The 26,603-nt window shown below is 68.0% G+C and carries 21 protein-coding genes; 10 read left to right on the forward strand and 11 right to left on the reverse strand.

Annotation, left to right across the window (positions count from 1 at the left end):
- Positions 1-301: 301 nt before the first annotated feature.
- The 4 genes from FHR73_RS00845 to FHR73_RS00860 all read right to left on the reverse strand — a co-directional run bounded on the left by FHR73_RS00845 (position 302) and on the right by FHR73_RS00860 (position 4,729).
- Positions 302-979, reverse strand: coding sequence for a type 1 glutamine amidotransferase domain-containing protein (locus FHR73_RS00845; RefSeq protein ID WP_183628800.1), 678 nt, complete (start codon positions 977-979; stop codon positions 302-304).
- 158 nt (positions 980-1,137) lie between these two features.
- On the reverse strand, positions 1,138-2,388 hold the full coding sequence (locus FHR73_RS00850; RefSeq protein WP_183628802.1) for a hypothetical protein: 1,251 nt from the start codon (positions 2,386-2,388) through the stop codon (positions 1,138-1,140).
- 177 nt (positions 2,389-2,565) lie between these two features.
- Positions 2,566-3,768 (reverse strand): chromate efflux transporter, encoded by a 1,203-nt coding sequence (chrA, locus tag FHR73_RS00855; RefSeq protein ID WP_183628804.1) that lies wholly within the window; start codon positions 3,766-3,768, stop codon positions 2,566-2,568.
- The gene (locus FHR73_RS00860) at positions 3,761-4,729 is read right to left on the reverse strand and encodes a LysR family transcriptional regulator (RefSeq protein ID WP_183628806.1); all 969 of its coding nucleotides are present in this window, start codon (positions 4,727-4,729) and stop codon (positions 3,761-3,763) included. The genes chrA and FHR73_RS00860 overlap by 8 nt, the downstream gene beginning before the upstream one ends.
- A gap of 65 nt (positions 4,730-4,794) precedes the next feature.
- On the opposite strand from FHR73_RS00860, the gene FHR73_RS00865 reads away from it, so the two are divergent.
- Together FHR73_RS00865 and FHR73_RS00870 are read left to right on the forward strand one after the other, a co-directional pair.
- Positions 4,795-5,328: a GNAT family N-acetyltransferase gene (locus FHR73_RS00865; RefSeq protein ID WP_183628808.1), complete on the forward strand. Its 534-nt coding sequence runs from the start codon at positions 4,795-4,797 to the stop codon at positions 5,326-5,328.
- Positions 5,328-6,488, forward strand: coding sequence for an MFS transporter (locus FHR73_RS00870; protein WP_183628810.1), 1,161 nt, complete (start codon positions 5,328-5,330; stop codon positions 6,486-6,488). The genes FHR73_RS00865 and FHR73_RS00870 overlap by 1 nt, the downstream gene beginning before the upstream one ends.
- Positions 6,489-6,508: 20 nt before the next feature.
- Here the strand turns inward: FHR73_RS00870 and FHR73_RS00875 are convergent, their stop codons facing one another.
- Together FHR73_RS00875 and mntR are read right to left on the reverse strand one after the other, a co-directional pair.
- Positions 6,509-7,822 (reverse strand): PAS domain-containing methyl-accepting chemotaxis protein, encoded by a 1,314-nt coding sequence (locus FHR73_RS00875; protein ID WP_183628812.1) that lies wholly within the window; start codon positions 7,820-7,822, stop codon positions 6,509-6,511.
- A gap of 101 nt (positions 7,823-7,923) precedes the next feature.
- A complete protein-coding gene (gene mntR, locus FHR73_RS00880) occupies positions 7,924-8,373 on the reverse strand; it encodes a manganese-binding transcriptional regulator MntR (RefSeq protein WP_017640022.1) in 450 nt (149 codons plus the stop codon).
- Between the two features lie 218 nt (positions 8,374-8,591).
- Between mntR and FHR73_RS00885 the strand changes: the two genes are divergently transcribed.
- Together FHR73_RS00885 and FHR73_RS00890 are read left to right on the forward strand one after the other, a co-directional pair.
- Positions 8,592-9,938 (forward strand): Nramp family divalent metal transporter, encoded by a 1,347-nt coding sequence (locus FHR73_RS00885; protein ID WP_183628814.1) that lies wholly within the window; start codon positions 8,592-8,594, stop codon positions 9,936-9,938.
- A gap of 124 nt (positions 9,939-10,062) precedes the next feature.
- The gene (locus tag FHR73_RS00890) at positions 10,063-11,076 is read left to right on the forward strand and encodes a YrzE family protein (RefSeq protein ID WP_183628816.1); all 1,014 of its coding nucleotides are present in this window, start codon (positions 10,063-10,065) and stop codon (positions 11,074-11,076) included.
- A 96-nt stretch (positions 11,077-11,172) separates the two neighbouring features.
- Here FHR73_RS00890 and FHR73_RS00895 read toward each other — a convergent pair whose 3' ends face one another.
- Complete coding sequence (locus FHR73_RS00895) at positions 11,173-11,730, reverse strand: TetR/AcrR family transcriptional regulator (protein WP_183628818.1); 558 nt, start codon at positions 11,728-11,730, stop codon at positions 11,173-11,175.
- A 95-nt stretch (positions 11,731-11,825) separates the two neighbouring features.
- On the opposite strand from FHR73_RS00895, the gene FHR73_RS00900 reads away from it, so the two are divergent.
- Positions 11,826-13,007, forward strand: coding sequence for an MFS transporter (locus FHR73_RS00900; RefSeq protein WP_183628820.1), 1,182 nt, complete (start codon positions 11,826-11,828; stop codon positions 13,005-13,007).
- Here FHR73_RS00900 and FHR73_RS00905 read toward each other — a convergent pair.
- A complete protein-coding gene (locus FHR73_RS00905; RefSeq protein ID WP_183628822.1) occupies positions 13,004-13,942 on the reverse strand; it encodes a DNA/RNA non-specific endonuclease in 939 nt (312 codons plus the stop codon). The two genes, FHR73_RS00900 and FHR73_RS00905, sit on opposite strands and share 4 nt — an antisense overlap.
- Positions 13,943-14,095: 153 nt before the next feature.
- On the opposite strand from FHR73_RS00905, the gene FHR73_RS00910 reads away from it, so the two are divergent.
- Positions 14,096-15,451 (forward strand): OprD family porin, encoded by a 1,356-nt coding sequence (locus tag FHR73_RS00910; RefSeq protein WP_183628824.1) that lies wholly within the window; start codon positions 14,096-14,098, stop codon positions 15,449-15,451.
- Between the two features lie 552 nt (positions 15,452-16,003).
- On the opposite strand, the gene FHR73_RS00915 is transcribed toward FHR73_RS00910, so the two are convergent.
- From FHR73_RS00915 to FHR73_RS00925, 3 genes are all read right to left on the reverse strand, one after another.
- Positions 16,004-21,136 carry a DUF4011 domain-containing protein gene (locus FHR73_RS00915; RefSeq protein ID WP_183628826.1) on the reverse strand — a complete coding sequence of 1,711 codons (5,133 nt, stop codon included), beginning with the start codon at positions 21,134-21,136 and terminating at the stop codon, positions 16,004-16,006.
- A 140-nt stretch (positions 21,137-21,276) separates the two neighbouring features.
- Complete coding sequence (locus FHR73_RS00920; RefSeq protein WP_183628828.1) at positions 21,277-22,659, reverse strand: heavy metal sensor histidine kinase; 1,383 nt, start codon at positions 22,657-22,659, stop codon at positions 21,277-21,279.
- Complete coding sequence (locus FHR73_RS00925; protein WP_183628830.1) at positions 22,656-23,327, reverse strand: heavy metal response regulator transcription factor; 672 nt, start codon at positions 23,325-23,327, stop codon at positions 22,656-22,658. Before FHR73_RS00925 ends, FHR73_RS00920 begins: the two co-directional genes overlap by 4 nt.
- Positions 23,328-23,447: 120 nt before the next feature.
- Here FHR73_RS00925 and FHR73_RS00930 point away from each other — a divergent pair, with 120 nt between their 5' ends.
- The 4 genes from FHR73_RS00930 (at position 23,448) to FHR73_RS00945 (ending at position 26,565) form a co-directional block, all read left to right on the forward strand.
- Positions 23,448-24,059 carry a hypothetical protein gene (locus tag FHR73_RS00930; RefSeq protein WP_183628832.1) on the forward strand — a complete coding sequence of 204 codons (612 nt, stop codon included), beginning with the start codon at positions 23,448-23,450 and terminating at the stop codon, positions 24,057-24,059.
- Positions 24,060-24,113: 54 nt separating this feature from the next.
- A complete protein-coding gene (locus FHR73_RS00935) occupies positions 24,114-24,740 on the forward strand; it encodes a cytochrome b/b6 domain-containing protein (RefSeq protein ID WP_183628834.1) in 627 nt (208 codons plus the stop codon).
- Positions 24,727-25,482: a molybdopterin-dependent oxidoreductase gene (locus tag FHR73_RS00940; protein WP_183628836.1), complete on the forward strand. Its 756-nt coding sequence runs from the start codon at positions 24,727-24,729 to the stop codon at positions 25,480-25,482. Before FHR73_RS00935 ends, FHR73_RS00940 begins: the two co-directional genes overlap by 14 nt.
- A 201-nt stretch (positions 25,483-25,683) precedes the next feature.
- Positions 25,684-26,565, forward strand: coding sequence for an NAD(P)-dependent oxidoreductase (locus FHR73_RS00945; RefSeq protein ID WP_183628838.1), 882 nt, complete (start codon positions 25,684-25,686; stop codon positions 26,563-26,565).
- Positions 26,566-26,603: the final 38 nt, after the last annotated feature.

Below are 26,603 nucleotides of genomic sequence, written 5' to 3' on the forward strand. Positions count from 1 at the left end.
CTGCACCTCTTACGACCAATGGCACTTTGATCTCATTCGATCAGCCATTCTTGATAGGTATAGGCGAAATGGACGTGCTGGCACCGCTTTAACGATCAACAGTCAGGGGGCGGTCATCGGTGGTCATTCGCTGCGCCTGCAAAGGCGTGAGCGCCTTGCTTGTAGCCTTCGAAGCCTGAGCGTTCAGGCCCTTTGAGCAGCAGCCGGACTCGGCCTTGTGATTGGCGCTCCGATGCGCGCCCTTGAATAGGCCTCCATGAAAAAGCCCGCCATCAGGCGGGCTCTTTCAGGTCCGGGCCGTTCAGCCCAGCTTGGTCAACAGGGCATCCGCCGCGGCTTCCGAGCTGGCCGGGTTCTGGCCGGTGACCAGGTTGCCATCCTCGACCACGAACTCGCCCCAGTCCGCGCCCTTCTCGTAGCGGGCACCGAGCTTCTTCAGCTCGTCTTCCACCAGGAAGGGCACCACGTCGGTAAGTTGCACACCGGCTTCTTCGCTGTTGGTGAAGCCGGTGACGGTGCGGCCCTTGACCAGCGGGGTGCCGTCGGCGGCCTTGACGTGGCGCAGCACGCCGGGGGCATGGCAGACCAGGGCGAAGGGCTTGTTGGCGTGGGCGAAGGCTTCAAGCAGGGCGATGGAGTCGCGGGATTCGGCGAGGTCCCAGAGCGGGCCGTGGCCGCCGGGATAGAAGACGCTGTCGTAGTCATCGGCCTTCACCTCGGCGAGCTTGACGGTGCTGGCCAGCGCCTGCTGCGCTTCGGGATCGTTCTTGAAGCGCTCGGTGGACTCGGTCTGGGCGTCGGGGGCGTCGCTCTTGGGGTCCAGCGGCGGTTCGCCGCCGGCAGGGGAGGCCAGGGTGATCTCGGCACCGGCATCCTTGAAGACGTAGTAGGGGGCGGCGAATTCTTCCAGCCAGAAACCGGTTTTCTTGCCGGTGTCGCCGAGCTGGTCATGGGAGGTCAGGACCATCAGGATCTTCATCGCGCGTTCCTCGTGTTCGAAAGGGTATCGCTAGACAGACCCTGGGTCCTCGCTGTGAGTGCCCGGCTTCTTCGGCAAGCCACGAATACCTCACAGAAGCAGCCGGCGAGCCGCCCGGTCGATCGCGTTGGGCGGCCAGCCGTTCGGCTCAGGGGTTATCAGGCCCAGCCGAGCGTGCCACCGGGTTCATAGCGCTCACGGGCCGCCACGGTGCTGGCGACGTCATCGAGGTTGTGAACGCCAATCAGTTGGACCAGTGAGTCCAGGTTATCGACCTGGCCTTCGTAGCCGGTATCACGGAAGACATAGGTGTCCTGGCCGTAATGGAAGACCGCGGCGTTGACCAGCCCAGTGGTCGATTGAGTGACGACATTGAGTGCTGCGTAAAGGCTGTGGGCGTTGGTCAGGGCGGAATCCTGGACGGTCACCACGGCTGACGGGTCGGTAAATGCGGAGCCGAAGAGGATATTGTCTTCACTCGCGTTGAAGTCGGTGACCGTTACATGGTTGGCCGCCAGGGAGCGATTGGCGGCGGCGGCGCTGCTGCCATCGAAGTTGACCAGGCTCGATTCCAGGGTGAGATGGTCACGGCCTTCACCCAAGGTCACGGTGGCGCCATGGCCGTAGTTGCCGCGTAGGGTGGCGTTGTGGGCGGCTATGCCTTCTTTGAACAGCAGGTCCACATAATCACTGCCGGCACCGGCATTGATGACCATGTCCGCTTGCTGGATATGCGCACCGATCTGGTCGCCACCCGCGCCGCTGTCGACGGTGATGGCCTTGACCCGCGAGTTACTCAACGCCGCCACGTTTTCGAGTTCCGGAGCGGTGCGGGTGCTGACCTGGATCAGATCGCCGCCGCTGCCGGTGGTCACGTTCTTGAGAAAGGCGCTCTGGCTGGAATAGGTGTAGTCATGGCCTTCGGTGTAGTCATGGAGGAAGTCGATCGACAGGCCGACGGTGGACTTTGAGCCATCGAAGGTCTGCAGGCCGTCAAAGTTGTCCAGGGTGATGATGTCGCCTTCGTGGAACTGGTTGTCAGCGGTGTCGGTGAGGCTGACCGTGAGCTTGGTGATGCTCGAATCCAGGGTGCCGTCGCTGGCGGTGGCGCCGCGGGTATGGCCGTCGAGGCGGGTGACCTGGTCTTCCCAATGACCGGTCAGGGTCAGTTCGTTCAGGGTCGAGGCGGGCGCATAGTGCGGGCCCTTGGCGTCGAAGGTCTTGGCGAAGCCGACGTATTCGGGCGCGGTATTGATGTCGAGGGTGAGCCGGGGCTGGCTCTGGAAGGCGTAGTAGGTGACGCCGTCAGCGGTGCCGGCAGCCTTCGCGGGCGCGGCGGTCAGCGGCGCCTTGGTGGCGGCAGTGGTGAACAGGGGAGCGGCGGAGTCCAGGGGGTTCTTGTAGGTCATGGCGGTCATCCTTAATGCATGTCAGGCCGAGCGCTCGCTGGACACGTTCTCGCGCAGGGCAAGACGTTTCATACAGCTGAACGTCACGCCGACAGTGCCTAGCTTTCCACGGATCTACAGCGAACCACGCCGCAATTTCATCGGGCCACCAGGGGGATGCCGCTAAACGGTAGTGCGCTAAAAGTTCAGTAGACCGCTCGTCAGGACGAGCAGCAGCGCGATCAGCACCGGTGACCAGCGGGTTCGCAGAAGCAGCAGGAGCGCCAGCGCGGCCAGGGCGACATCCAGCGGGCCGCGGATGGCTCCCGTCCAGACCGGATCGTAGAGGGCCGCCAGCAGTAGGCCGACCACGCCGGCGTTGAGGCCGGTCAGCACGCGTTGCCAGCCGGGGTGGCTGCGCAGCGTCTGCCAGAAGGGCAGGGCGGCGAGCAGGATGAGCGCGCCGGGCAGAAAGATCAGCAGGGTCCAGAGCAGGCCATTGAGCCAGGCGGGCAGGGCGGCGGGCGCCAGGGCGCCCAGGTAGGCGGCGAAGGTGAACAGCGGGCCGGGCACCGCCTGGGCCAGGCCATAACCGGCCATGACCTGGCCATCGCCGACCAGGCCGCTGGGCACCACCACCGCCTGCAGCAGCGGCAGCACCACATGGCCGCCGCCGAAGACCAGGGCGCCGGCGCGATAGACACCCGCGGCCAGGTTGTCCCAGGCGGGCAAGAGCAGCAGTGGCAGCAGGAACAGCAGCAGGGCGCCAACCCCCAGCCGCCGGGAGAGTCCGGTTCTCAGGCCCAGGGCCGGCGGCGTGCCGGCCGGCGTCAGCGCCAGGCGCCCGACCAGGGCGGCCAGGCCCAGCCCCAGCAGTTGGCCCGCCGAACCGGGCAGCCACAGCGCCAGGCCGGCGGCGACCAGCGCCAGGAGGCGGCGCGGGGTATCCGGGCACAGGCTGCGGCCCATACTCCAGACCGCCTGGGCCACCACCGCCACGGCAAAGACCTTGAGGCCATGTACCGCGCCCGAATCGGCCAGTCCCGGAACGTGGGCGAGGCCCAGGGCGAACAGGATCAGCAACACGGCGGAGGGCAGGGTGAAGCCGAGCCAGGCCGCCAGCAGGCCCCAGCCGCCGGCGCGGCCCAGTCCCAGGGCCATGCCGACCTGGCTGCTGGTCGGACCGGGGAGCAGCTGGCAGAGCGCGACCAGCTCGGCATAGGCGGCCTCATCCAGCCACTGGCGCCGCGTGACGAAGGCCTGGCGGAAGTAGCCCAGGTGGGCGATAGGGCCGCCAAAGCTGGTGCAGCCCAGACGCAGGAAGATCAGCAAGACCTGCCAGGCGCTGTCGGGACGGGATTCGCGGTGGGTTGCAGGGTCCTGCACGGGCGCTTCACTCATCGGACTGGCCAGACCGCGAGCGTAGCGCGTCCTGGCCCTGATGGCGCAACTGCCGCAACGCTTCCAGCACCTGCTGCAGCGGACGACTCAGGGGTTTGTCGCGACGCAGCACCAGGGCCAGGGTACGGCTCAGGGGCGGTGCCAGCGGCTGCACTCTTAGTCCGTGGCGATGGTGCTCGGTGGCCACGGCGATGCCGGGCACCAGGCTGTAGCCAAGGCCGGCGGCCACCAGTTCCTTGAGCGCCTCGATGCTGCCCAGCTCCATCACCGGCCGGCTGGCCTGGCCGGCGCGGCGAAACCAGTCGTCGATCAGCAGCCGGGTGCTGCTGCCGGTCTCGAAGGCCAGCAATGGCGTCTCGGCCAAGTCCGCCGGGGCCAGGGCGCGCGATGGCAGGGGGCTGGCGGGGGGCAGCAGGGCGACGAAGGCATCCTCCAGCAAGGGCTCGACCTGCAGGTTGCGGCCACTGGCGGGCAGGGTGACCAGGCCCAGGTCGAGGCGGTTGTCTTCCACCGCCCGCAGCACGTCCAGGGTGTTGCCGGTGCTGACGCGCACATCCAGCTGCGGAAAGCGCTGGCGCAACTGGCCCAGCAGCGGCGGCAGGAGATGGATGCAGGCGGTGGCGCCGGTGCCGATGGCGACCTGTCCGCTGACCGTCTCGCCATGGCTGGCCAGCGCCTGCAGGGCCTGGTCCACCGCCGACTGGATAAGCGCGGCGTGGTCCAGCAGCAGACGGCCCGCCGCGGTGGGCTTGAGGCCGCGCCCGAGGCGCTCCAGCAGCTTGAGGCCCAGGCGCCGCTCCAGCTGGCGGATCTGCAGGCTGACCGCCGGCTGGCTCAGCCCCAGGCGATCGGCCGCAGCGGAAAAACTGCCGGTGGCGACCACCTGGACAAAGGTCTGCAGCTGGGTGAGGTTGAGGTCGGCCATGCCAAGATTTCGCTTATACCGGTGATAACCGAGCATAGCTTTATCTTTGGCTGGCCGTCCCGGCATGATCGCCTCATCGACCCCGCGAATGGACCTCTCCCGTGAACACCGCTCTGCAGTTGCGCGATGCCACCCCCGCCGACCTGCCGGCCATCCAGGCCATCTATGCCCCGCATGTGCTGCACGGCTGCGCCAGCTTTGAGCTGGAGCCGCCGGACCTGGCCGAGCTGGAACGCCGCCTGGCCGCGGTGCGCCAGGCCGGGCTGCCTTACCGGGTGGCCGAGCTGGACGGCGAGGTGGTGGGCTATGCCTATGCGGTGCTCTATCGCCCGCGACCGGCCTATCGCCATACCGCGGAAGACTCGGTGTACGTGCGCGACGGCCTGGGCGGCCAGGGTATCGGTCGCCGGCTCCTGGAAGAGGTCGTTGCGGCCTGCACGACGGCGGGCTTTCGCCAACTGGTGGCGGTGATCGGCGACAGCGCCAACCAGGGCTCCATCGCCCTGCACCAGCGGCTGGGCTTTCGCACCGTCGGTACCTTCGAGGCGGTGGGTTTCAAGCATGGGCGCTGGGTGGACACGGTGCTGATGCAGTGCAGCCTGGGTGAGGGCGAGCAGACCCCGGGTACGCGCTGATGACGCCGATGCCGAGCGATCGCGCCATCTGGCAGCTGGGGTTGATGCAGTTGCTGGCCTGGGGGTTGGCCTTCTATCTGCCCGGGGTCTACGGTACTGCGATGGCCGCGGGGCTGGGCTGGGACGCGCGCTGGGTCTATGGCGGCTTTTCCCTGGCGATGCTCACCATGGGCCTGGTCTCGCCCTTCAGCGGCGCGGTGATCGAACGCCTGGGCGGCTGTCGCACCCTGCAACTCGGCCTGGTGCTCGATGCCCTGGGTTGCCTGGGCCTGGCCGCGGCCCAGTCGGCGCCACTGTTCTACCTGGCCTGGGTGACCCTGGGCGTGGGCATGCGGCTGTCGCTGTACGACGCCGCCTTCGCCACCCTGGCGCGCCTGGCCGGCGAGCGGTCGCGGGCGGTGATGGTGCGCATCACCCTGCTCGGAGGGCTGGCGTCGGCGGTGTTCTGGCCGCTGGGGCACTGGCTGCTGGAGCTGCTGGGCTGGCGCCTGGGGCTGGTGGTCTATGCCGGCATCGCCCTGGCCGGGCTGCTGTTGCTCCTGCCGCTGCCCAATGTACGAGGACGCCTGCCCAGCGCCGAGCTGCCCGTCGCGGCGGCGGGCGGTTCACCTCGCCTGGCCGGGGTGCTGTTCGCCACCGGGATGGCGCTGATCGGCTTTCTTTCCGCGGGATTGTCGGCCCATCTGCCGGCGCTGCTGGCCGAACGTGGGGTGCCGGTGGGGGTGGCGGCGCTATGGGGGATCGGCCAGGTCTGCGCACGGTTGGCGGAACTGGCTTCCGGGCAACGGCTCTCGGCGCGTCAGCTCAATCTGTTGCTGGGCCTGGGCCTGCCGCTGAGTTTCGCTCTGGCGCTGGCGAGCGAAGGCCACCTGGGCCTCACCGCCGGCTTCGTCTTTCTCTATGGCGCCCTCAACGGCCTGGTGGCGGTGCTGCGAGCCAGCCTGCCGCTGGAGTTGTTCGACCGGGCGCTCTATGCGCGCCTGACCGGCAAGCTGTTGGCGCCGAGCTTTCTGCTCTCGGCGGCCGCGCCCTGGTGCTATGCCCTGGCGCGGGAGAGTTGGGGGGATCGCGGCCTGCTCGGGCTGTGCCTGCTGGTCAGCCTTGGCGTGACCCTGGCAGCGCTGGGGCTGCTCGGCCGGCGGCGTCCGGCGCCGGCCTGAGACGGGCCCCAGTCCGCGGGCTAGTTCAGGCGGCGGGCGAACTGACCTACCGCACCGACCACGCGCTGGGCGCCGTCCTGGATCTCGGTGATGCGGGTGCCGGCGGCATTGGCCAGTTGCAGGCCCTGTTCCGCCTGGTGCTTGCTCGCCGCCATGTTGGCCACGGCGGTCTGCGCCAGTTGCTGGTTCTGCTGCACCACGCCGACGATCTCCTCGGTGGCCTTGCTGGTGCGGCCGGCCAGTTGGCGGACCTCGTCGGCCACCACGGCGAAACCACGACCCTGCTCGCCGGCCCGGGCCGCTTCGATGGCGGCGTTGAGCGCCAGCAGGTTGGTCTGTTCGGCGATGCCACTGATGGTCTTGACGATGGTGCTGATCACCAGCGACTGCTCGCCCAGGGCCTCGATGCCATTGGAGGCCACCTGCAGCTCCTCGGCGATCTTGCGCATCACCGAGACGGTGTTCTGCACCACCTCGGCGCCTTGGCGGGCGCTTTCATCGGTCTGCTGGGAGATGTCGAAGGCGACCTTGGCGGCCTCGGCGACCGCCTGCTCCTGCTCCACCTGGGCGGTGATGACGGTGGCGAATTTCACCACCTTGTACAGCTCGCCACGGGTGTTGAGCACCGGGTTGTAGGAGGCTTCCAGCCAGACGGTGCGACCGTGGCTGTCGATGCGCTTGAACCGGCTGGCGATGAATTCGCCGCGATTCAGCCGTGCCCAGAACGCCTGGTAGTCGGCGGAGTGACTCTCTTCGCTGGTGCAGAACATGCGGTGGTGCTTGCCCTGGATCTGCTTGAGCGAATAGCCCATGCCCTGCAGGAAGCGGTCGTTGGCGGTGAGCACCTCGCCGGCCAGGTTGAATTCGATGACCGCGGTGGATCTCAGCAGGGCGTTGATCAGACCGGAGTGCTCGGTGGAAGTCTCCACCTGTTCGGTACGGTCGTTGCCGTAGCAGATGGTCTTGTGGATGCGGCCATCGGCGTCGCGCAGCGGCTGCCAGGTGGCATAGAGCCAGGCTTCCTGGCCGTTAGCCCGCAGCAGGCGGTACATGCCGCTGGTCTGCTGGCCCTGGCTGAGCGCGCTCTTGAGGTCGCGATAGCAGGGCAATTGTTTGACGTATTCGGGAATGAAGGCGTCCAGTGGACGCCCCACCACGTTCTCGGCGCGGTAGCCCATCTCGCGGCAGAAGCGCTCGTTGACCTTCTCGATGTTGCCACGGTCATCCACGGTAAGACTTAGCGCCTGGCTTTCGAAGCCCGCATGCAACTGACGCAATTCGGCGACTTCGGCACGCAGTTGGGCGAGTTCGTTCTTGAGGGGACGATTGAACATGGCAGGGCACCGAGAAGAGTGAAAGTATGACTTCCACTACTTCGACGGTGCCGGGATTTTCTGAAGGGGAGCGCAGCGACTTTCGACTAAAGCCGTAGCTATCAGGCCTGACGGCTGGCGATGAAACGGCGGAAGACGGCCAGGGTGGCCTCGCTGACATGGTGCTCCATGCCTTCGGCATCGCGCCGTGCGGTATCGGCGTCCACGCCCAGGGTCAGCAGGAAGGTCTCCACCACATGGTGGCGCGCACGACTGGCTTCGGCCAGGGCTTCGCCTTCGGGGGTGAGGAAGACGCCACGATAGGGGCGCTGCACGATCAGGCCGGCGGCGGCCAGGCGCTTGAGCATCTTGGCCACGGTCGGCTGGGCGACGCCGATGCGCGCCGCGATGTCCACCTGGCGGGCTTCACCACCGTCCCGGATGAGGTCGGAAATGAGCTCGACATAGTCTTCGATCAGCTCCTGACGATGGGCTTCGCGGACCTGTTGAAAACCTTCCATATGAATGGATGGATCGACCAACCGATTCAGCAGTTCGTCGTCCTTTGTCATGTTGCCCACCTGAATGACCTTCTCCGCAAAGACCTGAGGCGCGTCGAGAGGACGCGATCGGGCGCCATTTTGACCGAGTTGCGGGCGAATACCAAAGATTCCTTCGCCAATGGGCGTTATCGACGGATGAGATAGAGATTTTTTATTGCTGGATGTGTGAATTTTAGCCTAGGCTAAATTCTCCAAAGGGTAGTCCTACCTTGCCGCACGAGTCCGTCATGAAAGAATCCGCCAGCTACGTCGAGCCTGCCTGGCAGGAGCCTTCGCCGTCCGCCCGGCCCAGCCTGGGGCGGATGAATGCCAGCGTGCCGGTGCCCGAGGGCGGCAGCTGGCTACGCCGCCTGCTGGCCTTTCTCGGCCCCGGCTACATGGTCTCGGTGGGCTACATGGATCCGGGCAACTGGGCCACGGACCTGGCCGGTGGCTCGCAATTCGGCTACCTGCTGCTGTCGGTGATCCTGCTCTCCAACCTCATGGCCATCCTGTTGCAGGCCCTGGCCGCGCGCCTGGGCATCGCCACCGGGCTGGACCTGGCCCAGGCCTGCCGCGCGCGCTATTCGCGACCGGTGAGCCTGCTGCTGTGGATCGCCTGCGAGATCGCCATCATCGCCTGCGACCTGGCCGAGGTGATCGGCACCGCCATCGCGCTCAATCTGCTGTTCGGCATCCCGCTGATGTGGGGCGCCATCCTCACGGCGCTGGACGTCTTTCTCATCCTGCTGCTGATGAATCGCGGCTTTCGCTGGCTGGAAGCCTTCGTCATCGCCCTGCTGACGCTGATCTTCGTCTGCTTCGGCGTGCAGATGGTGCTGGCCCAGCCGTCGCTGGCGGCAATCGCCAACGGCTTCCTGCCCAAGGCGGAGATCGTCACCAATCCGGCCGCGCTGTACCTGGCCATCGGCATCATCGGCGCCACCGTGATGCCCCATAACCTCTATCTGCATTCGTCCATCGTGCAGACCCGCGCCTATCCACGCACCGAGGCGGGCCGGCGCATGGGCCTGCGCTGGGCGGTGGCCGACAGCACCCTGGCGCTGATGCTGGCGCTGTTCGTCAACGCCGCCATCCTGATCACCGCCGCGGCGGTGTTCCACAGCGCCGGGCGCACCGACGTGGCCGAGATCCAGGACGCCTACCACCTGCTGTCGCCGATGCTGGGCGTCGGCATCGCCTCGCTGCTGTTCGCGGTGGCGCTGCTGGCGTCGGGCATCAACTCGACGGTCACCGCGACCCTGGCCGGCCAGATCGTCATGGAAGGTTTCCTGTCGCTGCGCATTCCCGACTGGGCACGACGGCTGATCACCCGGGGCATCGCCGTGATCCCGGTGGTGGTGGTGACCGGTCTCTACGGCGAAAGCGGTACGGCCAAGCTGCTGGTGCTGAGCCAGGTGGTGCTGTCCATGCAGCTGCCCTTCGCGGTGATCCCGCTGGTGCGCTTCGTCTCGGACCGCCAGCTGATGGGCAGCTTCGTGATCGGGCGGGTCACGCAGGTACTGGCCTGGGCGATCGCCGGGTTGATCGTGGTGCTCAATGTGAAGCTGCTGGCCGATATCCTGTTCGGATAGCGGACAACTGAGGTCCTACGACCTCTGAGGGCTCTGGAACACGGGTCTGGGAACTTCCGAAAGCGTGACGGTATCAATCCGTTACCACAATAAGTTCTTCCCATAACTACCCGGAGCACTTGCCATGTCCTATGACGCCCGTCACACCCCAGCCTACGCAGCCACTACGGCTACCGCCACCGCGCCCCTGCTGAAGCGCATTTCCTGGAGTTCGATCATCGCCGGCGTGGTCATCGCCCTGACCGTGTCGCTGTTGCTGAGCCTGCTCGGCACCGCCATCGGCTCCGCTTCCATCGATCCGCAGCAGGAAGCCAATCCGCTGTCCGGCCTGGGCAAGGGCACCGGTATCTGGGTCGGCGTCAGCGCCGTGATCTCGGTCTTCGTCGGCGCCTGGATCGCCGGTCGCCTGGCGCAGCGCGAAGGCGCCCTGCACGGCATCCTGGTCTGGGCCAGCGTGACCCTGGTCAGCGTCTACCTGGTGTCCAGCGCCGTGAGCGGCGTGGTGCGTACCGGTCTGAACGTGGCGGGCAGCGGCCTGTCGATGATCGGCAGCGGCCTGTCCCAGGCGGCACCGGCGCTGACCAACCAGGTTCAGGACCAACTGCGCCAGCAGGGCATCCAGCTCGACCTGGGTGATCTGCAGAACGAACTGGAAACCGCGCTGCGCCAGACCGGCAAGACCGAACTGCAGCCGGAGAATCTGAAGCAGCAGGCTCAGGGCGCCGAACAGGATGCCAAGAACACTGCCCAGAACAGCGCCAACAATCCGCAGCAGACCGATGACCAGCTGGGTGCCCTGCTGGATCGTCTGAAGCAGCGTGGCGACCAGGCCTGGAACGCCGCTGACCGTCAGGCGCTGGTCAACCTGATCAAGGCCCGTACCGGCAAGAGCGATGCCGAGGCCAATGCCATCGTCGACAAGGCCCAGCAGACCTATCAGCAGGCCTATGCCAAGTACCAGGAGCTCAAGACCCAGGCCGAGCAGAAGGCCCGCGAAGCGGCTGACGTGGCTGCCCGCAAGGTCTCCCAGGCCAGCTGGATCCTGCTGATCAGCCTGGTGATCGGCGGCATCGTCGGTGCCATCGGTGGTGCCCTGGGTCGTCGTACCCAGCCGGCCAACAAGGTGGTCGCTGCCTAAGCGCAACCTCTGGCGAGTCCCGCGGGATCCGCTGACCAAGCACGAGGCCCGGACTGGTGACAGTCCGGGCCTCGTCGTTCATGGATAACGCCTTGCCTAACGGTCTGGCCGCAGTACCCGGGCGAGCAGCTGCAGGCACAATGCCAGGTCTGGGCGCTCGGCGCCGAACAGGGTGCGATAGATCAGCGGGGCCACCAGGCCATCGAGCAGGGCGTCCAGGGCCGGCGCCGGCTCGCCACGCCGGTGGGCGCGTTCGAGCAGCAGCTCCAGGCGTTCCCGGGTCGGCTCGGTGCAGCGCACCGCGCACCCCGGATCGGTGGCCGCCAGGGCATCCCTGAGCATGGCCTGGCCAGGGGTGGAGGCGAGGTCGTCGACATAGTGTTCCAGCCAGCGTTCGAGATCGCCTCTCAGGCTGCCGGTGTCCTCCGGCGGCTGGTCCGGGCGCAGCCGCTGCAGGTCGACGTCGGCCAGGAGGCTGGGCAGATTGCCCCAGCGACGATAGAGGGTCGAAGGCGTGACCCCGGCGCGCGCGGCGATCAGGGGGACGGTGAGGGCTTCCCGGGGCTGCTCCTGCAGGAGCGCCAGGACGGCCTCATGGATGGCTTGCTGAACGCGGGCACTGCGGCCGCCGGGGCGGGCTTGCTTGGTGGTCATGGTGACAGGATACCCGGCTCCTAACGCAAACGCATTGCTTTTGCTGCCGGAAGGGTTCAGGCTTTAAAGCAATTATTTAGCTTTAAGGTGCGGGCATGTCTTCCCTGAACGGCTCTTCCTCTGCGCGCCTGACGCTACTGGGCACGGTACTGCTGACCTTCCTCGCCGCTTCCAGTGCGCCGACCCCTCTCTATGCCAGCTACCAGCAGGCCTGGGGCTTTTCCACCTTCTGGCTGACGCTGGTGTTCGCCGTCTATGCCTTTGCCCTGCTGGCAGCCTTGCTGGTGGGCGGGCGGCTGTCCGATCACCTGGGACGGCGGCCGGTGATCCTGGCCGCGCTGGTGCTGGAAACCGGGGCCATGCTGCTGTTCCACCAGGCCCACGGCCTTGCGGACCTGGTGCTCGCCCGCGCGATGCAGGGCCTGGCGACCGGCATCGCCACCAGTGCCCTGGGTGCGGCCCTGCTCGACGTGGATGCCGAGCGCGGTCCCTGGTTGAACAGCCTGACGCCACTGCTCGGCATGGCGGTCGGGGCGCTGGGCTGTGGTCTACTGGTGGAATTCGCGCCGGCGCCGCTGCAACTGGTCTATCGGCTGTTCCTGCTGCTTTTCGTGTTGCAGGGCCTGGCACTGCTGCGCCTGCCCGACAGCGTACCGCGCCGGCTGGGCCTGCTCGCCGCCTTGCGTCCCCAGCTGGCGGTGCCGCCCCAGGCCCGCGCCATGCTCTGGCGGGTATTGCCGCTGGAACTGGCGGTCTGGGCAGTGGGCGGCTTCTATCTGTCGTTGATGCCGGGGCTGGTCAAGGCGGCGACCGGGACGACGTCGATCCTGGTCGGCGGGGTGGTGGTGGCGGGTCTCACGCTCACCGGTGCGGCCTGTCTGCACGGCTTGCGCCGCTGGCCGGCGGCGCGCCTGCTGCGGCTGGGGGCGAGCACCCTGGTGGCCGGTCCGGCGGTGCTCTGGCTGGCGGTGGCCAGCGGTCGGCTGGGACTCTTCGCCCTGGGCACCCTGGTGACCGGCGTCGGCTTCGGCAGCGGTTTTCTCGGCGCCACCCGCAGTCTGCTGCCGCTGGCGGAAGCGACTCAGCGCGCCGGGTTGCTGGCCGCCTTCTATGTGCTCAGTTACCTGGCGTTCTGCCTGCCGGCCCTGGCGGTCAGTGCCCTGGTGCCACGGCTGGGCCTGACCGGCGCCGCCGAACTCTACCTGGTCGGGGTGATCCTGCTGGCGGCGCTGGGGCTGCGCAACAGCCTGCCGCGCGCCTGTGTGCAGCCGGGTTAGAGCAGGATGTCGGCTGGACCGAAAATGGCCCGCTCGACGGGACTGCCGGTAGCCCGCTCTTCATTGGAAAAGCCGTCGTGGTCGCCCAGCGGGCCGAAGTCGATGCCGGTCAGCTGCTCGATGCGCAGGACGCTGCATTGATAGGTACGCAGGCGGCCAAAGGCGATGGACAACTCGTCCAGCTCGCGGCGCTGGTCGATGAGGTAGGCGCTGGCGGAGGGTTTGCCGTCGTCACCGACAAAGGCCACCACCTTCCAGAAGGCCTCGGGAATCCGCGCTTCGCGATAGGGGCGGTCGTCCGCGCGCAGGACCGGACCGCTGAAGACGGTGATACGCGCCTGCCAGCGCTGGGTGTTGTCGAGCAGATAGTCCTCCAGCTCCAGCCAGGTCTTCTGGTTGAAGGCGGCCATCTGCGGCGCGCAGTTGGTGAAATGGAAGGTGTCCTGGTTGGCCTGGATGGCCTCGGGCCCCCAGTTGGGATCCTGGCGGCGCACCAGATGGCCGCGGTCGAGCAGGTTGTCGGCATAGAGCGCCTCGCCCAGCTGCGCCTCCAGCGGCACCCGGCCGTCGTAGGCCCAGGCGTCGCGGCTGCGGGGCACCTCGACGTGCTGGTCGCCGTCGATGTTGACCCCGACCCAGAGCGCCATCCGCCGGCTGCGCGAGAGGCTGACCGAGAAGTGGGTGTAGTCCAGGCGATCGCCGGAGGCGGGCAATGGATAGACGTCGCCGGCCAGGGCCGCGCTCGGCCGGGGCCAGGGGACCTGGAAGTCGCCCAGGAAATCGACCTGGTAACCCTGGCGGTCGGCCAGGCTCGCGGCGGGGGTGATGCGCGGCTCGGCGCCTCTCAGACCGGCGGGTTGCGCCGGCAACAGGGGACGCAGATCGGCGAGGCGCGGACGATAGGCGAGCTCGACGGCAAAGGGCTGGCTGGGCATGGGTTGTCTCGGGCGTAGAGGGCGAACCGTCAGCGCAGCACAGGAAGGTGACCAGACGATGACGACGGTCAGCGAAGTGGTATGCACCGGCGCTAGCTGGCAAACTCGTTCGCGACCTAACGATTCCAACCGAGATCCCTGAGTGAACCGCCCATGAAGCTATCGCTGTTTTCCCCCCTTGCTCGCCAGCGTACCTGGCTGCTCGGCGTGCCCGGCCTGCTCCTCACCGGCGCCGCCCTGGCCAGTCAGCAGTCCGATGCCAAGGGCTTCGTCGAAGACGGCGACCTGACCCTGCTGCTGCGCAACTACTATTACCTGCGCCAGAACGAGGGCGACGGCCATGGCGCCGCGGCGCGCAACAGTCGCGATCCGCGCAGCTGGACCCAGGCCTTCCTGCTCAACTACACATCGGGCTTCACCCAGGGCACCGTGGGCGTGGGCGTGGATGCCTATGGCTATCTGGGCCTCAAGCTGGACGGCGGCGATGGCCACGCCAACACTCCGAACATGCCGGTGGACGGCGACGGCAGCCAGCGCAACGAATTCAGCAAGGGCGGGGCGGCGGTCAAGCTGCGCGTCTCCAACACCGTGCTCAAGTACGGCGACCAGCAGCCCACGGCGCCGGTGCTGGCGGCGGGTGGCAACTGGCTGTTTCCCCAGACCGCCCGTGGCTGGAGCCTGGTGAGCCAGGAAGTCGATCACCTGATGCTCGAAGGCGGGCACTTCACCGCCGCCACGGCGCCGCGCACCACCGGTTCGGACGGCGGCATCTTCGCCGGTTACGCCGGCATCGAAGCGGCCTCGGCCAGCTACGCCGGGGGCGTCTACAAGTTCAGCGATCACCTCAGCGCCTCGCTCTATGCCGGGCACTTCGAGGATGTCTGGGACCAGTACTACGGCAACCTCAACTATGTGGTGCCGCTGGCAGCCGAGCAGAGCCTGACCTTCGACGCCAACCTCTATCGCACCCTGGACGCCGGCAGCGCCAAGGCCGGCAGCATCGCCAACACCGCCGGCTCGCTGGCCGCCGCCTTCCAGACCGGCGCCCACACCTTCACCCTGATCCACCAGCGTATCCATGGCGACCAGCCCTTCGACTACGCCGTCTTCGGCGCGCCGGTACCGGGGTCCTTCGGTGACTCCATCCTGCTCGGCAACTCGATGCAGTTCTCCGACTTCAACGGCCCGGGCGAGCGCAGCTGGCAGGCCCGCTACGACCTGAACATGGAAAGCTACGGCGTGCCCGGCCTGAGCCTGATGGTGCGCCATACCCGTGGCAGCGGCATCGACGGCAGCCACCTGGCCGCGGACTCGGCCTACGCCGGCCTCTATGGCGACGGCGACAAGGAACACGAGACCGATCTGGAGGCCAAGTACGTCCTGCAGAACGGCCCGGCCAAGGACTTGAGCTTCCGCCTGCGCCAGGCCTGGCATTCCGGCAGCCAGAGCACCGGCGGCACCGTGGCCGAGACCCGGCTGATCACCGAGTACCCGCTGAATATCCTGTAATTGGTCGCGCTCCGCAGATTGGGTTGAGCGCCGCGAAGCCCAACGGTGCCGAGGTCCTGCGCGGCTTGTTGGGCTTCGGCGATAAAGCCGCCTCAACCCAACCTACAGGGCTGGGCCTGGTAGTTCGGTGTGAGCAGGTGTCTCGTAGGTTGGGTTGAGCGTAGCGAAGCCCAACAGTCCGTTGGGCATCAGAATGTCCGGGAATGCCCTTACCCCAGCCCTCTCCCAAGGGGGGAGGGGGTAGTCGCGTAGAGTGGATAACGGCGCAGCCTTATCCGCGTGTAGGTGCAGAGGGCAGTGGAAAACGCTGCGCGGTTTTCCACGCTACGGATGCCTTGGCAGCGCGACACTAGGGGACAAGCTACCCCTCGCGCCGGACCCAATTGCCCCCTCTCCCTCGGGGAGAGGGCTGGGGTGAGGGTTGCCCCCACCAACGGTGCCAGGGGCGAGCGCGGAGTGTTGGGCTTCGGCGATGGAGCCGCCTCAACCCAACCTACGGGTTTGAGCCTTGTAGGTTGGGTTGAGCGCAGCGAAGCCCAACAGCCCTCACTCTCAACCCTTCGCCCGCGATGCCTCCAGCAGCCGCTCGATCTCCCCATGCAACCGCTCGGTCGCCCCGGTGCGGTCGATCCACCATTCGGTGGACCAGACGCGCAGGAGCGTCCAGCCGAGGCCCTGGAGGATGGCGCTGCGGGTCTTGTCACGGTCGCGGGCGGTGGCGGCGCTGTGGTAGGTGGCGCCGTCGCATTCGATGCCCACCAGGTAATCGCCCGGCCGGTCCGGATGGACGATGCCCAGATCGATGCGGAAACGCGACACGCCGATCTGCGGCACCACCTGCCAGCCCTTGGCCTGCAGCGCCTGGGCCACGGCTTCCTCGAAGGGCGAGTCGTGTCCCCCCAGCGAACCCTTGACCGCGGCGGCCAGGGCCTGGGGACCGCGCTGGGCGAATTCCAGGAACAGCTTGAGATCACGCACCGCGCGGGCATTGGTGCGATTGAGGTCGATCAGCCCCGGATCGAAGGAGGAGAACACCAGCATCTCCCGCCGCGCCCGGGTCACGGCGACGTTGAGGCGACGCCAGCCACCGTCCTTGTTCAACGGACCGAAGTTCATCGACATCGTATTGGCACCCGGCTCGGTGGGGCCGAAGCCGATGCCGAGCATGATCAGGTCGCGCTCGTCGCCCTGGACCGTTTCCAGGTTCTTCACCACCACCGGCTCGGCCAGGTCCTCGGCGAAGTGCGCCTCGATCTCCGGGTGCTGCTGGCGCGCGCGGTCGAGCAGGTCGGTGACCAGGCGCTGCTGTTCGCTGTTGAGGGTGATGATCCCCAGGCTGAGACCGGCAAAGGCCGGATCGAGCAGGCGCTTGACCGCCTCGGCGACCATGGCCTGGGCTTCCAGGGCGTTGTGACGCCCCTTGCCCTTGGCGTAGACGCCGTCCACCCGCCGCCATTCCACCGCGCTCGGACGGATCTCCGGGGCAGGGAAGGTGATGAGCTTGCCGTCGTAATAGTGATGGTTGGAAAAGGCGATCAGGCTCTCGTGGCGACTGCGGTAGTGCCAGTTGAGGCTGTGGCTGTAGATGCCAGCGCCCAGGCATTCGTCGAGGATGCTCTCCAGGTCCTCGGCGGTGTCGTCCTCGCCGGCGGCGCGGTCGAAGAAGCGCGTCGGCGGCATCTGCCGGGGGTCACCGGCGATCACCACCTGCACACCGCGGGCGATGGCACCCACCGCGTCCCAGGGCGCGATCTGCGAGGCTTCGTCGAAGATCACCAGGTCGAACAGGCCGCCATCGGGCGGCAGGTACTGGGCGATGGACAGCGGACTCATCAGCATGCAGGGCGCCAGGCGGGCCAGGGCATCGCCCATTTCCAGGGCCAGCTGGCGCAGCGGCTTGTGCCGCCGCTGCTTCTGCAATTCGTGCTTGAGCACGGCGAAGCCGCCACCCTGGCGCGCCGCGTCGTTCTTGGGCGGCAGGCCGTGGCAGAGCAGGGCGCGGATATGGCGCACGGCGAGGGTCTGCAGGCGATCGTCCAGCCGGCGATAGGCCTGGATATCGCTCTCGTGCTCGGCCGGGACGAAGTCGCGCAGCAGCGGCTCGGCGTCCAGCGCGGTAGCGGCGAACCAGCGGGCATAGGCAGTTTCGAAGACGGCTGCGAGATCCTCGCCGGAGCCGGCCGTAACGCGGGCGATCAGCGTTGCCAGGCCGAGGGCGTCGGCTTCCTCGCGGACCCGCTGCCAGTCGCACCAGGCCTTGAGGCGACCGGGCTGGCGCAACAGCGCGGCGGCGGTGCGTACCCCTTCGGCGGCCGGGGTGTCGGCCGGCAATCCCGCCTGTTCGGCGAAGCTCTGGCGCGCGGCTTCGGCGGCTTCCAGGGCAGCGGCGAAGGCGCTGCTGGCCTGGGCCAGGGTGGTGTCCAACGGCTGGTCCTCGGGAGGCTGCAACCGGTGCGCCGCCGCCTGGCGCAAGGCCAGCAACTGCTCGGGGGTTTCCGCCAGGGTTGGCAGCGCCGCGCTCAGCCTTTCCGCCAGGGCGCGGCGCGCGAGCAGGGCCTCCAGGTCGCTGGTGACGCCCTGCCAGCCACCGATGTTGGCCAGGGTCGGCGCCAACTCGTCCAGTTCGGTGAGCAGGGTGCGCTGGCGCCGCAGCCGCGGCAGGTCGGCGGCCACATCGGGCTGGCCCTGGGTTTCGCCCTGGCGGCCGAGATCCTGGGTGACCTGGCGCTGGGCGCGGCTGGCGAAGATCCAGAAGCGCTGCCCGGCGGCGTCCCAGGCGGTTTCCAGCTGGGTCAGGGCGACGCGGCGACAGGCTTCGGCGGCATAGGGTACCGACAGTTCGCGCTCCAGCGTCTGGTAGTCCCGCAGCAACTCCACGGCGCGCCCCAGCTGGCGCTGACGCTCGGCGGCGCCAGGCCCGAAGGCGAAGGCCAGATCCTGGCCGGCGGCGTTCTGCAGCAGCTCGGCGAATTCCAGCAGGCGACGGGGCGCGACCTGATCCGCCAGTGGCAGGCCGAGGACGTCGCGCAGGCGTTGCCGCGCCTGCTGCAGGGCCTGTTGGGTGTCGCGCAGCCGTTCGGCGGCGGTGACCAGGGCGTCCTGCCAGGCGTTGGACCAGGGATGGGCCGGCAGGAGCGCGAAATCCGCCGCCAGGCTGCGACCGGTTTCGGCGTGCAGGGCCAGGCGGCGCACGGCGCTGCGCAACTCGGCCAGGGCCTCGGCGTCATGGGCGTCGGCATTGGGCCAGGCCAGGCGCGGGGTATCGGGGGCGGCGTCGCGCAGCACGCGGCCAATGCTCTGCTGCAGCGTCAGGCCGTTGGGCCAGCGCCGGTGCAGGCGCTCGACCACGGCATTGAGGCGATCGCGCAGGCGTTCCACCTCGGCGGCTTCGGCCAGCCATTCCTCTTCATCCAGGCCGTCGCGGGTATCCCAGGCGCGCTCTAGCTGCTTGAGCACCTCGGCCTTGGAGGCCTTGCTCGAATGCAGTTCCAGGCAGAATTCGCCGAGGCCCTGGGCTTCCAGGCGGCGATAGACCACGTCCAGGGCGGCGCGCTTCTCGGCGACGAACAGGACCCGCCGACCGAGCGCCAGGTTGTGGGCGATCATGTTGGCGATGGTCTGGGACTTGCCGGTGCCGGGCGGGCCGTCGAGGACGAAATCCTGGCCGCCGGCCGAGGCCAGCACGGCCGCCAGTTGCGAGGAATCCGCCGGCAGCGGGGTGAAGAGTTCGGCCGGGGTGATCTGGCGATCCAGTTCGCGCTCGCGGGGAAAGCTGCCGCCGCTCAGGTAGGCGCCGGATTCCGTAGTGCGCTCGAGCAGGTGACGCACCAGCGGGCTTTCCATCAGCTGGTCGCTACGCTCGGTGAGGTCCTTCCACATCAGGTACTTGGCGAAGGAGAACTGGCCGAGCAGCAATTCGCTGCTGACCTCGAAGCCGGGCAGGTCGCGCACCGCACGCCGCACCTTGGTCCAGATGCCATCCACGTCGATGCCGTTGCCATCGCCGGGCAGCGGGCCGTCGAGCCCGGAAATGTCCAGGTCGAAGTCGTGGCGCAAGAGCTCCAGCAGGGTCAGGTTGAAGCGCGGCTCGTCCTCGAACAGGTGCAGGGTGATGCCGCTGGCGGCGCTCTGGCGTTCCAGGCGCACCGGCAGCAGGATCAGCGGCGCGCGGTAGTGCTTGGGATCGTCGGCGGCCTTTTTCCAGCGCAGGAATCCCAGCGCCAGGTAGAGGGTGTTGGCGCCGCCCTCGTCGAGATCGCTGCGGGCGCGGCGATAGAGTTCTACCAGGGCCGCGTCCAGTTTGGTCGCATCCAGGGGGGCGACCACCTCGCCGCGGGCCAGGGCGCCGCGGGCGTATTCGTCGTCGAGATTCTCGTGTTCGCGGGCCTCGTGCAGCACGGCGTCGCGCCCGCTCACCGCCAGGTCCGGCAGCGGCACCAGGCGCAGCGCCCGGCCCTCGGCCAGGCGATCCTCCAGCGCCGCCGGCTCGGGACAGAGCAGGGGCACGCTGCGGGCGTTGTCCGGCACGTGCAGCAGGCGATTGCGGGTGGTGAGATCGAGCAGCTTGCGCTGCCACAGCGCCAGGCGCCCGACCGGGGTGGTCGGCGCCGCCTCGACATCCACGTCGAAGGCCGGCAGCGGCGGGGCCTCTTCCAGGGCTTCGCCTGGCAGCAGCAGGCCGTCCGCGCTGATGGCCGGCTGGCCGGGCACCGCCAGCGGGCGAATGCGTTGCAGGCGGGCACGGCGGACGTCCAGCGCCAGCACGAAGGTCTCGTCGTCGAGCTGCCGCTCGGCCAGTTGCATGGCCTGGCTGAAGGAAGGCGGCGGCGAGGCGGTGGCCTGGGTGGTCTCGAAGACCAGCAGGTCCTTGAGCGCCACCCGCTTGCGCACCGGCTCGGCGTCATCGGTGAGCAGCTGGGCGAATTCCTGGGGCTGCAGCCAGACGCCGGCGAAGGCATGGCCGCGGGTGATGACCAGCAGCGGATTGAGACCGGCCTGTTCCAGCGCCGCGCAGGCGAGCAGGGCGAGATCCAGGCAGGTCGCCAGGCCACCGTCGAGGATGCTGCCCGGCGTGCGGATCTTCTGGCCCTGGCGCTCGAAGCTGGCCGGCGGCACCGCGTAGGTCAGCTGCAGACCGCACAGCGCCGACCAGAGCGCCGAACCCAGCTCCCAGACGCGTCGCCGCGAGCCGCTCTGGTACCCGTCCAGCGCGGTGGACTTGCCGGCGCGGCGCAAGACCTCGGCGGCGGCGCCCAGCAGGCGATCCACCGCCGGATCGTTGGGCATGACGAAGGCCGCCGCCAGTTCCGGCATGCTGTCCACGCCGCCCCACTGGTTGCGCGCCAGCAGCTCGACCGGATAGCGCCGCGTCTGCAGGATCTCTTCGCCCTGGCGCACCGTGAAGGTCAGCTGGGCGACCAGGCTCTCCTGCAGACTGCCGAGCAGCGCCGCATCGAATTCGAGGTCGCGATCATCGAGATAGAGGGTGCCCTGGGGATCCAGGCGCTCCAGGTGCCAGGTGCGCGGGACCACGAAGGCCGGCTCGGCCGTGACCGTCAGACTAAGGTCGACGAGGGATTCCTCGCCGCTGTGGGTGAGGCGCAATTCGCGCAGCACGGGTACCGCGTTCTGGTGCGCCGCGAAGCCGATCTTGCCGGCCAGCACCAGTTCGACATCCACGCTCATCGCCTACCACCCTTGCTTATTGCCTAAGGTAGATGAATGTACAGTAGTGGGCGAGTCGATGCAGCCCATAGCCCGCTTGGGCAAGCGGAAAAAGTCCTTTGGTGACGGGCGGTTGCGTGGTTTGCGGGGTGGGTCGCGGTTCAGCGTGCCGGTCGCGGGAAGACCAGGCTGAAATGGATGCCCCGTTCATCCTGCTCGACCTCGGCGCGACCGCCGTGCAGGCGCATGATCGCCGCGACGATGGCCAGGCCCAGGCCGTTGGAATCATGGGGCTGATGGCGCGAGGGATCGGCGCGATAGAAGCGGTCGAACAGCCGTTGCAGATGCGCCGGCGCCAGGGCGGGCCCGGTGTTGCTGACGCTTATCCGGCCACCCTCCGCCCGCAGGCGGATCTCGCCCTCCGGCTCGGCATAGCGAATGGCGTTGGCCACCAGATTGCTCAGGGCGCGGCGCAGCATCAGCGGATCGGCGACCACCTGGCCACCCCCGGCCACCACCAGGCGCAGGCCGCGCTCGTCGGCGGGGCCTTCGAAATAGTCGGCGATGCGCGCCAGTTCTTCGTCCAGTTGCAGCGGTTGTGGCGTCAGCACCGCCTGGGCGTCGTCGGCGCGGGCGAGGAAGAGGATGCTCTCTACCAGTCGCGAGATACGCTCCAGCTCTTCCAGGTTGGACGCCAGCAGCGCCTGGTAGTCCTCGCTGCTGCGCACCTGGCGCAGGGCGACCTCGGTATGGCCCATGAGGGCGTTGATGGGGGTACGGATCTCGTGGGCGAGGTCGGCGGAAAACTGCACCAGCCGGCCATAGCCGTCGGCCAGCCGCGCCAGCATGGCATTGTAGTTTTCCACCAGCGGCTGCAGCTCGCGCGGGGCATCGGCCAGCTCCAGGGGCGCGGCCAGCCGGGTCGGGGTGATGCCGCCGGCGTGGCGGGCGATACGCCGCAGCGGCGCCAGGCCACGCCGCAGCAGCAGATAGCCGAGCCCGGCGGTGGCGAGGAAGGCCAGGGTCACGGCGCCGAGCAGGCCCAGCCGGAAGTCGGCCAGGGTGGCGTCTTCGTTGCGCAGCACATGGGCGGCGGTCAGTTCCACCGGGCCTTCGGGGGTGTTCACCGCGACCCGCGCCGCGCGCCAGCGGGTGCCGTCGGCCAGCTGGCCTTCGCGCAGATCGGCCCGGGTCGGCCGCCGGGTCTGGGGAATGACGGCCAGCTCGGGGAGGGCGATCTGCAGCGGATTGGAGGCGATCACCGGCTTGGCGCCCGGGGTGCCGATGAGAAAGACGTCCTGCTCGTTGCCCAGCATGTTGGCGAACAGCTGCGGACTGCGCCCCAGGGTCTCCAGCGACAGGTCGGCGCTGAGCAGGCTGCGAAAATGCGCGAGGCGACCGAGCAGGGCGTAGTCGGCGCGCTCCAGCACGGTACGTTCCAGGCTGTGGTAGAGAAAGGCTCCCGCGCCGCCCACGGCGAGCAGCGCCACCAGGGCGAACCCCAGGGTGGCGCGCAGGATCAGCGAGGGTGACCGCGCGCTCAAGGCCGCACCTCGCAGACGTAGCCGATGCCGCGTACGGTATGGATCAGCTTGACCGGGTAGGGATTGTCGACCTTGGCGCGCAGCCGCTTGATGGCCACGTCCACCACGTTGGTGTCGCTGTCGAAGTTCATGTCCCAGACCTCGGCGGCGATCAGGGTGCGCGACAGCACCTCGCCTTCGCGGCGCAGCAGCAGGTGCAGCAGGGCGAATTCCTTGTTGGTCAGCACGATGAGGTCGTCGCCGCGGGTCACCCGTCGCCGCAGGAGGTCCAGTTGCAGGTCGGCGAGGTGGAAATGCTCGGGCTCGCGCACCACCCCACGCCGCAACAGGGTACGGATGCGCAGCAGCAGTTCGACGAAGGAAAAGGGCTTGACCAGGTAGTCGTCGGCGCCCAGCTCCAGGCCGCGGATGCGATCCTGCAGGCCGTCGCGGGCGGTGAGAAAGAGCACCGGCACGTCGAGCTTCTTGCGCAGCACCTCCATGATCTGCCAGCCGTCGATGCCGGGCAGCATCACGTCGAGGATGACCAGGTCATGGCGGCCGTCCAGGGCCAGGTGCAGGCCATCGGCGCCGTGCTGGGTCCAGTCGACCGCGTAGCCGGATTCGCCGAGACCCTTCTTCAGGTACTCGCCGGTCTTCTGGTCGTCTTCGATGAGGAGAATGTGCATGACGTAATGGTAGGGCCTCCGGTCGCTTCGCTGGGTGACATTTTTGTCATTCGCCGGTCATCTTGCTGACCCCCCACGCGTCGCACTGTGGCGGGGCGATTCCCTATCCCAGGAGGCTTCATGCGTACCCAGACTCTGCTCCGCGGTTCCCTTGCCCTGCTGCTCGCCAGCAGCGCCCTGCTGGCCCAGGCCGCGCCCATGCCCACCGTCAAGCCCATGCGTGGCACCGTGGACAGCGTCCAGGGCGACACCCTGGCCTTCACCACCCGCAATGGTGCCCACCAGACCCTGATGCTGGACGACAAGACCAGCTTCCGCGCCGTGTCCAAGGCCAACCTGGATCGCATCGAAGCCAACAGCTTCATCGGCTCCGCTGCCACGCCGCAGCCCGACGGCACCCTCAAGGCGCTGGAGGTGACGGTGTTCGAAGCCAGCCTGCGCGGCTCCGGCGAGGGCCACTACGGCTGGGAAAACGCCGATGGCAGCACCGGCACCATGACCAACGGCACCGTCGGCGAACTGAAGAAAGCCAACGGCCGCACCCTGACCGTGCAGTACAAGGGCGGCGAGAAGCAACTGGTGGTGCCGGAAGACGTGCCCATCGCCTATGTCGAGAAGGGCGACCGCAGCCTGCTCAAGCCCGGCGCCAAGGTGGTGCTGTTCCCCGCCGAAGACGGCAAGCACGCCAAAGGCGTGGCAGTAGGTAAGGACGGTTTCACCCCGCCCATGTAAGCCTCTGCGCGGTCGCCTGGCGACCGCGTCCAACTTTCCGTGGAGGGGAACCTCATGACCACCTCGCGACGGCGCCTGGTGCACCGCTGGCCGGTGCGCCTCACCCATTGGCTCAACGCCCTGGCGATGCCCTGCATGTTCATGAGCGGCTGGGCGATCTACAACGCCTCGCCGCTGTTCCCCTTCACCTTTCCCGCCTGGTCGACCCTTGGCGGTTGGCTGGGTGGTGCCATCGCCTGGCACCTGGCGGTGTTCTGGCTGCTCGTGGTGAACGGCCTGGTCTATCTGCTCTATGGCCTGTTCAGCGGCCACTTCCGGCGCGATTTCCTGCCGCTTTCGCCGCGCACCATCGGTCGCGATTTCGCCGCCGCCATGCGCCTGCGCCTGGGTCATCGGCTGGGCACCTACAACGCCGTGCAGCGCCTGCTCTACTGGGGCGTGCTGGCGCTGGGGGTGTTGGTGGTGCTCTCGGGACTGGCCATCTGGAAACCCGTGCAGTTGCAGGGATTGGCCGCGCTGCTCGGCGGTTTCGACACCGCCCGCTACGTGCACTTCTTCGCCATGGCCGGCATCGGCGCCTTCGTCGTCGTGCACCTGGCCCTGGTCATCCTGGTCCCCCGCACCCTGCCGCCGATGATCACCGGCCGGGCGCACGAGGAGGTTGACGATGAGTCGGCGTGAACGACTGCGCCTGGAACCGGCGCAACAGCGGCAGGTGGAAAATCTGCAACGGCGGCTGCTGCTCAAGCAGGGCCTGACCGTGGGCGCCCTGGCGATGCTCAGCGGCTGCAACCTGCAGGACGGCGACAGCGTCGACAAGGTGCTCTGGTCGATGTCGCGCTTCAACGACCGGGTGCAGGCCTGGCTGTTCGGCCGCGAGCGCCTGGCGCCGACCTATGCCGCCAGCCAGATCACCAACCCCTTTCCCTTCAATGCCTTCTACCCCGAATACAACGTGCCGGAAGTGGACCTCAGCGACTATCGCCTGGAGGTCTCCGGCCTGGTCGCCAACAAGCAGGCCTGGACCCTGGAAGACCTGCGCCGCCTGCCGCAACGGGAAGACATCACCCGCTTCATCTGCATCGAAGGCTGGAGCGCCATCGGCCATTGGGGCGGGGTGCCGCTGCGCACCTTCCTCGAACGCATCGGCGCCGACACCAGCGCCAAGTACGTCGGCTTCAAGTGCGCCGACCGCTACTACTCCAGCATCGACATGGCCTCGGCGCTGCATCCCCAGACCCTGCTGGCGCTGGACTTCGGCCAGGTGGCCCTGCCGCCGGACTACGGCTATCCGCTGCGCCTGCGGGTCCCCACCAAGCTCGGCTTCAAGAATCCCAAGCACATTCAGGCGCTGTTCGTGACCAACGACTATCCCGGCGGCTATTGGGAAGACCAGGGCTACAACTGGTTCAGCGGGATCTAGGCGCAACGTCTGCTGCACGTCGGCCAAACTGCGTTGAAAAGACCTTCGAAATGCTCATTTACCACTCGTAAACTGCGCTTCCTCAGGTCTTTTCGCCTTGTTTGGCTCTAGCTCGCGAGACGTTGCCTAAGCTTTTGGTGGCGGAACCCCGGCCCGGAGGTAGAGTCGAGATACCACCATCCTCTACCGGGAGCTCCCCTCATGTCCGCTCATCCCTCGATCGGTTTCATCGGCTTTGGCGCCATGGCCCAGCGCATGGGTGCCAACTTGCGCGAGGCCGGCTATGCGGTCAGCGCCTATGCCGAGCACCAGCAGGACGGCGAGCGCCATGGCACGCCGATGGAATCCCTGGCGACCCTGCTGCCCCAGGCCGAGGCCGTGATCGTCTCCCTGCCCAATGACGCCATCCTCGAACAGGTGCTGCTAGGCCCCGACGGCGTGCTCGCCCGCCTGGAAAGCGGTCGGCTGCTGATCAACACCAGCACCAACTCACCGGCGCTGTCGCTGCGTCTGGAAGCGGCCGGCCGCGCCCGCGGCATCGCCGTGGTCGAGGCGCCGGTGTCCGGTAGCACTCCAGAGGCGGAAAAGGCGCAGCTGGTGGTTCTGGCCGGTGGCGAGCCCGAAGCGGTGGAGCGTGCGCGGCCGATCCTCGAAGTCCTGGGCAAGACCGTGCACCACGTCGGTCCGACCGGGCAGGGCGCGGCCATCAAGCTGGCCATCAACGGTCTGATGGGCGCCGGGCTCGCCGCCCTGGCCGAGGCGCTGGCCTATGCCACCCGCGCCGGCCTGGATGCCGAGGTGCTGTTCGAGGTGTTCGGCGACCTGGCGGTGCTCTCGCCCCATCACCAGCGCAAGCTGGCGGCGCTGCGTGACGGCGACTTCGCGCCGCAATTCCCGGCGGCGCTGATGCACAAGGACATGGGCCTCCTGCTGGCCGAACTCAACGCCACCTTCCAGGGTGCGCCGACCCTGGCCGCCGCGGCGCAGCAACTGGCGCTGGGCGCCGAGCTGCATCCGGATGCCGACTACCTGATCACCGCCGACGTCCTGCTGGAAGAAGCCGAGGACGCCGCCACCCGCTGACGGACCTGGCCGCACGCGCAGGCGTGCGGCCAGGGACA

The organism is Pseudomonas sp. AS2.8, assembly GCF_014190935.1.
Lineage (GTDB): Bacteria > Pseudomonadota > Gammaproteobacteria > Pseudomonadales > Pseudomonadaceae > Chryseomonas.

What these genes read in the sequence shown, in the direction of transcription:
- FHR73_RS00845 (WP_183628800.1), bottom strand. Translation starts at nt 979, where the DNA reads ATGAAGATCCTGATGGTCCTGACCTCCCATGACCAGCTCGGCGACACC.
- FHR73_RS00850 (WP_183628802.1), bottom strand. Translation starts at nt 2,388, where the DNA reads ATGACCTACAAGAACCCCCTGGACTCCGCCGCTCCCCTGTTCACCACT.
- chrA (WP_183628804.1), bottom strand. Translation starts at nt 3,768, where the DNA reads ATGAGTGAAGCGCCCGTGCAGGACCCTGCAACCCACCGCGAATCCCGT.
- FHR73_RS00860 (WP_183628806.1), bottom strand. Translation starts at nt 4,729, where the DNA reads ATGCTCGGTTATCACCGGTATAAGCGAAATCTTGGCATGGCCGACCTC.
- FHR73_RS00870 (WP_183628810.1), top strand. Translation starts at nt 5,328, where the DNA reads ATGACGCCGATGCCGAGCGATCGCGCCATCTGGCAGCTGGGGTTGATG.
- FHR73_RS00875 (WP_183628812.1), bottom strand. Translation starts at nt 7,822, where the DNA reads ATGTTCAATCGTCCCCTCAAGAACGAACTCGCCCAACTGCGTGCCGAA.
- mntR (WP_017640022.1), bottom strand. Translation starts at nt 8,373, where the DNA reads ATGACAAAGGACGACGAACTGCTGAATCGGTTGGTCGATCCATCCATT.
- FHR73_RS00885 (WP_183628814.1), top strand. Translation starts at nt 8,592, where the DNA reads ATGAAAGAATCCGCCAGCTACGTCGAGCCTGCCTGGCAGGAGCCTTCG.
- FHR73_RS00890 (WP_183628816.1), top strand. Translation starts at nt 10,063, where the DNA reads ATGTCCTATGACGCCCGTCACACCCCAGCCTACGCAGCCACTACGGCT.
- FHR73_RS00895 (WP_183628818.1), bottom strand. Translation starts at nt 11,730, where the DNA reads ATGACCACCAAGCAAGCCCGCCCCGGCGGCCGCAGTGCCCGCGTTCAG.
- FHR73_RS00900 (WP_183628820.1), top strand. Translation starts at nt 11,826, where the DNA reads ATGTCTTCCCTGAACGGCTCTTCCTCTGCGCGCCTGACGCTACTGGGC.
- FHR73_RS00905 (WP_183628822.1), bottom strand. Translation starts at nt 13,942, where the DNA reads ATGCCCAGCCAGCCCTTTGCCGTCGAGCTCGCCTATCGTCCGCGCCTC.
- FHR73_RS00910 (WP_183628824.1), top strand. Translation starts at nt 14,096, where the DNA reads ATGAAGCTATCGCTGTTTTCCCCCCTTGCTCGCCAGCGTACCTGGCTG.
- FHR73_RS00915 (WP_183628826.1), bottom strand. Translation starts at nt 21,136, where the DNA reads ATGAGCGTGGATGTCGAACTGGTGCTGGCCGGCAAGATCGGCTTCGCG.
- FHR73_RS00925 (WP_183628830.1), bottom strand. Translation starts at nt 23,327, where the DNA reads ATGCACATTCTCCTCATCGAAGACGACCAGAAGACCGGCGAGTACCTG.
- FHR73_RS00930 (WP_183628832.1), top strand. Translation starts at nt 23,448, where the DNA reads ATGCGTACCCAGACTCTGCTCCGCGGTTCCCTTGCCCTGCTGCTCGCC.
- FHR73_RS00935 (WP_183628834.1), top strand. Translation starts at nt 24,114, where the DNA reads ATGACCACCTCGCGACGGCGCCTGGTGCACCGCTGGCCGGTGCGCCTC.
- FHR73_RS00940 (WP_183628836.1), top strand. Translation starts at nt 24,727, where the DNA reads ATGAGTCGGCGTGAACGACTGCGCCTGGAACCGGCGCAACAGCGGCAG.
- FHR73_RS00945 (WP_183628838.1), top strand. Translation starts at nt 25,684, where the DNA reads ATGTCCGCTCATCCCTCGATCGGTTTCATCGGCTTTGGCGCCATGGCC.